The organism is Kitasatospora sp. NPDC058190, assembly GCF_042883685.1.
In the GTDB taxonomy this organism is placed as follows: Bacteria; Actinomycetota; Actinomycetes; order Streptomycetales; family Streptomycetaceae; genus Kitasatospora.
Window position 1 is genome coordinate 50,699 of record NZ_JBHVVI010000060.1, and the last position, 6,663, is coordinate 57,361.

Annotated in this window: 5 protein-coding genes; 4 read left to right on the top strand and 1 reads right to left on the bottom strand. The window is 71.8% G+C overall.

The features are described from left to right. Positions 1-15: 15 nt before the first annotated feature. A complete protein-coding gene (locus ACFVWU_RS25775; RefSeq protein WP_387625219.1) occupies positions 16-1,617 on the bottom strand; it encodes a PucR family transcriptional regulator in 1,602 nt (533 codons plus the stop codon). 146 nt (positions 1,618-1,763) lie between these two features. Here ACFVWU_RS25775 and ACFVWU_RS25780 point away from each other — a divergent pair, with 146 nt between their 5' ends. The 4 genes from ACFVWU_RS25780 to ACFVWU_RS25795 all read left to right on the top strand — a co-directional run bounded on the left by ACFVWU_RS25780 (position 1,764) and on the right by ACFVWU_RS25795 (position 6,503). After that, positions 1,764-2,360, top strand: a complete 597-nt coding sequence (locus ACFVWU_RS25780; RefSeq protein ID WP_387625221.1) for a PadR family transcriptional regulator — start codon at positions 1,764-1,766, stop codon at positions 2,358-2,360. Beyond that, a complete protein-coding gene (locus ACFVWU_RS25785; protein WP_387625223.1) occupies positions 2,357-3,610 on the top strand; it encodes an FAD-dependent oxidoreductase in 1,254 nt (417 codons plus the stop codon). The genes ACFVWU_RS25780 and ACFVWU_RS25785 overlap by 4 nt, the downstream gene beginning before the upstream one ends. 176 nt (positions 3,611-3,786) lie before the next feature. After that, positions 3,787-5,415 (top strand): L-glutamate gamma-semialdehyde dehydrogenase, encoded by a 1,629-nt coding sequence (pruA, locus tag ACFVWU_RS25790; protein WP_380611009.1) that lies wholly within the window; start codon positions 3,787-3,789, stop codon positions 5,413-5,415. 158 nt (positions 5,416-5,573) lie between these two features. Then, the gene (locus ACFVWU_RS25795) at positions 5,574-6,503 is read left to right on the top strand and encodes a proline dehydrogenase family protein (RefSeq protein WP_387625225.1); all 930 of its coding nucleotides are present in this window, start codon (positions 5,574-5,576) and stop codon (positions 6,501-6,503) included. The last annotated feature ends 160 nt before the right edge of the window (positions 6,504-6,663 follow it).

The following is a 6,663-nucleotide window of genomic DNA, read 5'->3' on the forward strand; positions in this document are numbered from 1 at the left end:
CCGGTCGGCGGCGGGCTACTCGTCGGCGGGCAGCCGCAGTTGCAGCATCGCCAGCAGTCGCTGCTGCGGCTGGGCGAGGTCGATGCCGGTCAACTGCTCGGCGCGGCGCACCCGGTAGCGCAGGGTGTTGGGGTGGATGTGCAGGGCGTCGGCGGCCACCCGGACCTCGCCGAGCGCGTCCAGCCAGGCGAGCACCGACTCGGCGAGCCGGGTGTTGTGCCGGCGGTCGTACTCGGTGAGCGCGGTCAGCCGGGGGTCGCGCAGGCCGGTGCGGTCCTGGAGCAGCGCCAGCATCTCGCTGACCAGCACCTCGGCCTGGACGTCGATCAGTGCCGCGACGTCGAGGTCCACCCCGCCGCGACCCATCGCGTCCAGGATCCGGTCCGCCTGGGCGCGGGAGTCGGGCACCTGGGACAGGCCGTCGACGGTGGAGCCGATCGCGGCGCGCAGGGGGACGCCGAGGTGCTCCCGGGCGGCCGTGACCACCTCGGCCGCCCAGTCGCGCACGGTCGCCATCGGCAGGCCGGGCGGGAGTTCGGGCAGGAGCACGTAGACCCGGGACTCGATCGGGGCGAGCAGTGCGGTGCGGTGCCGGGCGGCGGTGTGCACCGAGATCAGGCCGGTGACGTCGGAGCGGTGCAGCGCCTCGGTGGTGTGGGCGCCGTACGCCAGCACGGTGGCCGGGCGGCGCAGGTCCAGGCCCAGGTGGGTGGCCAGCGACTGGGGGCCGGTGGAGCCCTCCAGCAGGCCGGTCAGCAGGGTCTGGGTGAGTCGGACGTCGGCGGACAACTCGCGGCGGCGGCGCACCAGTTGGGCGGCGGCCACCCGGGCGGCGCCGACCAGGGCCTGTTCCGCGAGCGGGGCCAGCGGCTGGGCACCCTCCTGGACCCAGATGGTGCCGAGCGGCTGCGCCCCGGCCCGGATGCCGACCGCGAGCCGGCGGCGCAGGCCGAGCTCGGGGTGCGGCTCGACCGCGATCGGGGCGTCCGAGCTGCGCAGGTGCTGGAAGATGCCCCACTCGCGCAGCTTGGACAGGTACGGCTCCGGGCCCTGCCAGCCGAGGATGGACAGCCGGCGCAGGTCGTCGACCTCGTCGGAGTCGGAGGAGCGGGAGTAGGCGAGCACCCGGCTGGAGGTGTCCTCGATCGAGACGATGCCGTTGGTGAGGACGGCGACGGTCTGGGCGAGGGAGAAGAGGTCGCCCGCGTTGGGCTCGGGGGCGCCGGGCGCGTCCGGGGCGTCCGGGCCGGCGATGATCGCGCGGGCGAGCGAGTCCAGGTGCTCCCAGCGGGTCTCCCGGCGGACCGACAGCAGGGCGACGCCGGCGTCGGTGGCGGCCTCGCGCAGGGCGTCGGCCTGGCCGGGGCCGTCCAGCTTGACCGCGACGGCGGCGGCACCGGCCCGGCCGGCGGCGCGCAGGGCGGGGAGGGCGGCGCGGCCGCGCGCGCCGATCGCGAGGACGAGTTCGCCGGGGGCGGCGGTGGGCGGGTCCTCCGGGTCGAGGATCGCGACGTCGCGGACGGGGACGTCCAACCCCTGTGGGGCGGCCTGGAGTTCGACCAGCGGCTCGCCCAGGGACATCAGCAGCCGGCGGAGCGGGAGACCGGGGGTGGTCACTCCGGGCCTCCTTCATCCGCTCGGACAACGGTGTGTGGTTGATTTTAGCCGGACGGACAGAGTTCTGGTTCGTCACTCCTGAATAGTTGACTCTGACTATTTGAGAATGGATAGTCAGTACTGACCAAGTGATGAGGAACGTTCTCATGGCGAAGCGACGCAAGGTCTCGAACCCGCTGGCCCTCGCGGTCCTGGCCGAACTCGGAGCCGAACCGATGCATCCGTACGAGATGGGTCGTCGGCTCAAGGAGCACGGCAAGGACCGCAACATCAAGTACAACCGCAGCTCGCTCTACATGGTCGTGGAGCAGTTGCGGAAGGCCGGGTTCGTCGCCGAGCAGGAGACCGTCCGCGACACCCAGCGACCGGAGCGCACCGTCTACGCCCTCACGCCCGAGGGCCAGGCGGAGCTCCTCGACTGGATGCGCGAGTGGATCGCCGAACCGCAGGAGGAGTACCCGGCCTTCGGGGTCGCACTCTGCCTGCTCGTGGTGCTTCCGACCGAAGAGTCGGCCGACCTGCTCGGCCGTCGGCTGGAGGCGCTGGACGCGCGGATCGACGCCTCGCGCGCCATGCTGCGCAAGGCCGGCGACATGGACGTCCACCCGATGTTCGTCGTCGAGGAGGAGTACGCCCTCGCGCTGCTGGAGGCCGAGCACCGCTACACCGAGAACCTCATCCGACAGATCGGGGAGCCGGAGTTCAACCGGACCCTGCGGGAGTTCATGAGGAGCCTGGAATGAGCACCACGCGTACGTCGAAGAAGAAGGCCCTGATCATCGGCGGCGGCATCGCCGGTCCGGTGATGGCGCTGGCGCTGCGCAGGGCCGGCATCGAGGCGGAGATCTACGAGGCCTACGAGACCTCCGCCGAGGGCATCGGCGGAACCTTCATGATCGCCCCCAACGGGCTCGGCGCGCTGGCCGTCGTCGGGCTGGAGGCGGAGGTCGACCGGATCGGGCAGCCGGTCGGGCCGATGGTGATCGAGGACGGCAAGGGCGGGGCGCTGGCCGAGTTCGCCGGCCTCCCCGACCTGCCGCGTGGACGGCTGATGCGCCGCGCCGAGATGTACGAGGTGCTGCAGCGGCGGCTGCGCGAGACCGGCCTCGAAGTCCGGTACGGCAAACGGCTGGTGGGCGCCGAGGAGACCGCCGACGGCATCACCGCGCACTTCGCCGACGGCACCAGCGCCACCGGCGACCTGCTGATCGGCACCGACGGCACCGGATCGACCGTCCGCACCCTGATCGACCCGGCCGCGCCCGCCGCCCGGTACACCGGCCTGTTCGGCGTCGGCGGCTACAGCCCGTACCGGCTGCCCGGCCGGGCCGGACGCGGCGAGACCGTGCACTTCGCCAACGGCGCCCGGGCGTTCTTCGGCTACTGGGGCCTGGCCGACGGCAGCGGCACCGCCTGGTTCAGCAACATCCCGCAGCCCGAGCAGCTGAGCCAGGAGCAGGCCCGCGCGGTCAGCCGGGAGGACTGGCTGCGCCGGTGCCGCGAGCTGCACGCCGACGACCTGCCCGCCCGCGAGGTGCTGCGGGTCGCCGACGCCGCCACGATCGAGACCTTCCCCCGGCTGGAGATCATGCCGTCCGTCCCGCACTGGTACCGCGGCCGGATGGTGCTGGTCGGCGACTCGGTGCACGCGCCGTCCAACAGCTCCGGACAGGGCGTCTCGCTGGCCGTCGAGAGCGCCGTCGAACTCGCCCGCTGCCTGCGTGACCTGCCCGACCACACCGCCGCCTTCGCCGCGTACGAGGCGATGCGCCGCCCCCGGGTGGAGAAGATCGCCGCCGACGCCGAGCGCACCAACAACCAGAAGGCCTCCGGGGCGGTGGGGCGGATGGTGTTCCGGCTGGTCGCGCCGATCATGATGCGGACCTTCATGAGCCCGGAGAAGATGCTCCGTCCGGTGCACGGCTACCGCATCGACTGGGAGCGGCGGGTGGTGCCGGTGGCGCCGGTGAGGCGCGCGGGGCGGGCCGCCTGACGGGCGGTCGTGACCGTCGCGTGACCGGTTTCGTCGGGCCGGACAACGCCGTACGGGGGAATTTAGCCGCCCGGCCAATCATGTGGCCGGGCGGGCAGGAATAGCGTTCGTGCTGTGGCCGGCGTGCGACCCGCGCCGGCAATCCCCCGCACTGAACGAAGGAGAGCGTGCGCCTCATGGACGCTGTGACCCAGGTCCCCGCGCCGGTGAACGAGCCGGTCCACAGCTACGCCCCCGGCAGCCCGGAACGGGCCCGTCTGGAGGCCAAGCTGAAGGAGCTGGGCGGCCAGGAGCCGGTCCAGCTGACCATGACGATCAACGGTGAGCGCCGGATGGGCGGCGGCACCGAGATCCACGTCGTCCAGCCGCACAACCACGCGGCTCGGCTCGGTACCCTGCGCAACGCCACCCAGGCCGACGCGCAGGACGCCATCGACGCTGCCCTGGCCGCGGCTCCGGCCTGGCAGGCGCTCTCCTTCGACTCCCGCGCCGCGATCTTCCTCAAGGCCGCCGACCTGCTGGCCGGCCCCTGGCGCGAGACCCTGGCCGCCGCCACCATGCTCGGCCAGTCCAAGACCGCCCAGCAGGCCGAGATCGACACCCCCTGCGAGCTGGTCGACTTCCTGCGCTTCAACGTGCACTTCGCCCGCCAGATCATGGCCGAGCAGCCGATCTCCTCGGACGGCGTGTGGAACCGCAGCGACCACCGCCCGCTGGAGGGCTTCGTCTACGCGATCACCCCGTTCAACTTCACCGCGATCGCCGGCAACCTGCCGACCGCGCCCGCGCTGATGGGCAACGTGGTGCTGTGGAAGCCGTCCCCGACCCAGCAGTTCTCCGCGCACCTGCTGATGCAGCTGCTGGAGGAGGCCGGCCTGCCCAAGGGCGTCATCAACATGGTGACCGGTGACGGCCTGGACGTCTCCGCCGTGGCGCTCAAGCACCCGGCGCTGGCCGGCATCCACTTCACCGGCTCCACCGCCACCTTCCAGCACCTGTGGCGTTCCGTGGGCGAGAACATCGCCGGCTACCGCACCTACCCGCGGATCGTCGGCGAGACCGGCGGCAAGGACTTCCTGGTCGCCCACCCGTCCGCCGACCCCAAGGTCCTGAAGACCGCGATGACCCGCGGCGCCTTCGAGTTCCAGGGCCAGAAGTGCTCGGCGCTGTCCCGCGCCTACGTCCCGGCCTCGCTGTGGGCCGGCCTGAAGGACGAGTTCGCCGCCGAGGTCGACGGCCTCACCATGGGCGACGTCACCGACCTGTCCAACTTCATGTCGGCGGTCATCGACGAGCGCGCCTTCGCCAAGAACAAGGCCGCCATCGACCGCGCCCAGGCGGACGCCTCCGTGGAGGTCCTCGCCGGCGGCACGTACGACGACTCGGTCGGCTACTTCGTCCGCCCGACCGTCCTGGTCTGCCAGGACCCGGCCTCGGAGTACTTCCGCGACGAGTACTTCGGCCCGATCCTCGCCGTGTACGTCTACGAGGACGAGAAGTACGACGAGATGCTGGCGCAGATGGAGTCCGTGTCGGCCTACGGCCTGACCGGCTCGATCATCGCCCAGGACCGCGCGGCGGCCCAGGACGCGATGCACAAGCTGCGCTTCGCCGCCGGCAACTTCTACATCAACGACAAGCCGACCGGCGCCGTCGTCGGTCAGCAGCCCTTCGGCGGCGGCCGGGCCTCCGGCACCAACGACAAGGCCGGCGCCAAGCAGAACCTGGCGCGCTGGACCTCGACCCGCTCGGTCAAGGAGACCTTCGTCCCGCCGACCGACTACCGCTACCCGCACATGGGCTGACCAGTCCTGATGCCGACCGGTCCGCTGTAGAAGCCATCGGTCACCCGCGACGCCCGGTCCCGCAGCCGGGCGTCGCCCGCCGGGGCGGCGTCCAACCCCCGTACCGCCGCCCCGGCTCCTTTCTGCCACCCTTGGAAACACCAGCTCCAGGAGTCACGATGCTCCGTTCCGCCCTTCTCGCGGCCTCCCGGTCCCCGCAGGTCCGCACCGTGGTCGAGAAGTTCCCCCCGACCCACGCGATAGTCGAGCGCTTCGTCGCCGGCGAGGCCCTCGACGACGCCGTCACCGCCTGCGACGACCTGGTCGCCACCGGCCGCAAGGTCACCCTGGACCACCTCGGCGAGGACACCCAGGACGCCGCCCAGGCCGCCGACACCGCCGAGGCCTACGAGCACCTGCTCAAGGCCCTCAAGGAGACCGGCCTCGCCGCCGGTGCCGAGGTGTCGGTCAAGCTGTCGGCCGTCGGCCAGTTCCTGCCGGTGGACGGCGAGAAGATCGCGCTGGAGAACGCCCGCCGCATCTGCGAGGCCGCCGCCGAGGCCGGCACCACGGTGACCCTCGACATGGAGGACCACACCACCACCGACTCCACCCTCGCCATCGCGCGCGAGCTGCGGGCGGACTTCCCCTGGCTGGGCGTCGTGCTCCAGGCCTACCTGCGCCGCACCGAGGCCGACTGCCGCGAGTTCTCCGGCCCGGGCTCGCGCGTGCGGCTGTGCAAGGGCGCCTACAAGGAGCCCGAGTCGGTCGCCTTCCAGGGCAAGCACGAGGTCGACCTCGCGTACGTCCGCGCGCTGAAGATCCTGATGGCGGGCGAGGGCTACCCGATGATCGCCTCGCACGACCCCAACATGATCAAGATCGCCGGCCAGCTGGCCCAGTGGAACAACCGCACCCGGGACTCCTTCGAGTACCAGATGCTGTACGGCATCCGCCCCGAGGAGCAGCTGCGCCTCGTCGGCGAGGGCAACACCATGCGCGTGTACCTGCCGTACGGCCAGGAGTGGTACGGCTACTTCATGCGCCGCCTCGCCGAGCGCCCGGCCAACCTCACCTTCTTCCTGCGCGCCATGGCCACCCGCAACTAGCGCGCTCCGCATGCCGGAACGGCTCGTACCCCCTGTGTGGGAGGGGTGCGGGCCGTTTCGTGTGTCTAGTGCTGCTCCGCGGAAGTTCGTGGAGGGGTGTTGATTAGATGGCCAGTCCACTGAGGTAGAGGTCGCCCGCGCAGTCGAGGGCTTCTTCCGG

Coding starts and splice junctions, on each gene's coding strand:
- ACFVWU_RS25780 (WP_387625221.1), top strand. CDS start 1,764: ATGGCGAAGCGACGCAAGGTCTCGAACCCGCTGGCCCTCGCGGTCCTG.
- ACFVWU_RS25785 (WP_387625223.1), top strand. CDS start 2,357: ATGAGCACCACGCGTACGTCGAAGAAGAAGGCCCTGATCATCGGCGGC.
- pruA (WP_380611009.1), top strand. CDS start 3,787: ATGGACGCTGTGACCCAGGTCCCCGCGCCGGTGAACGAGCCGGTCCAC.
- ACFVWU_RS25795 (WP_387625225.1), top strand. CDS start 5,574: ATGCTCCGTTCCGCCCTTCTCGCGGCCTCCCGGTCCCCGCAGGTCCGC.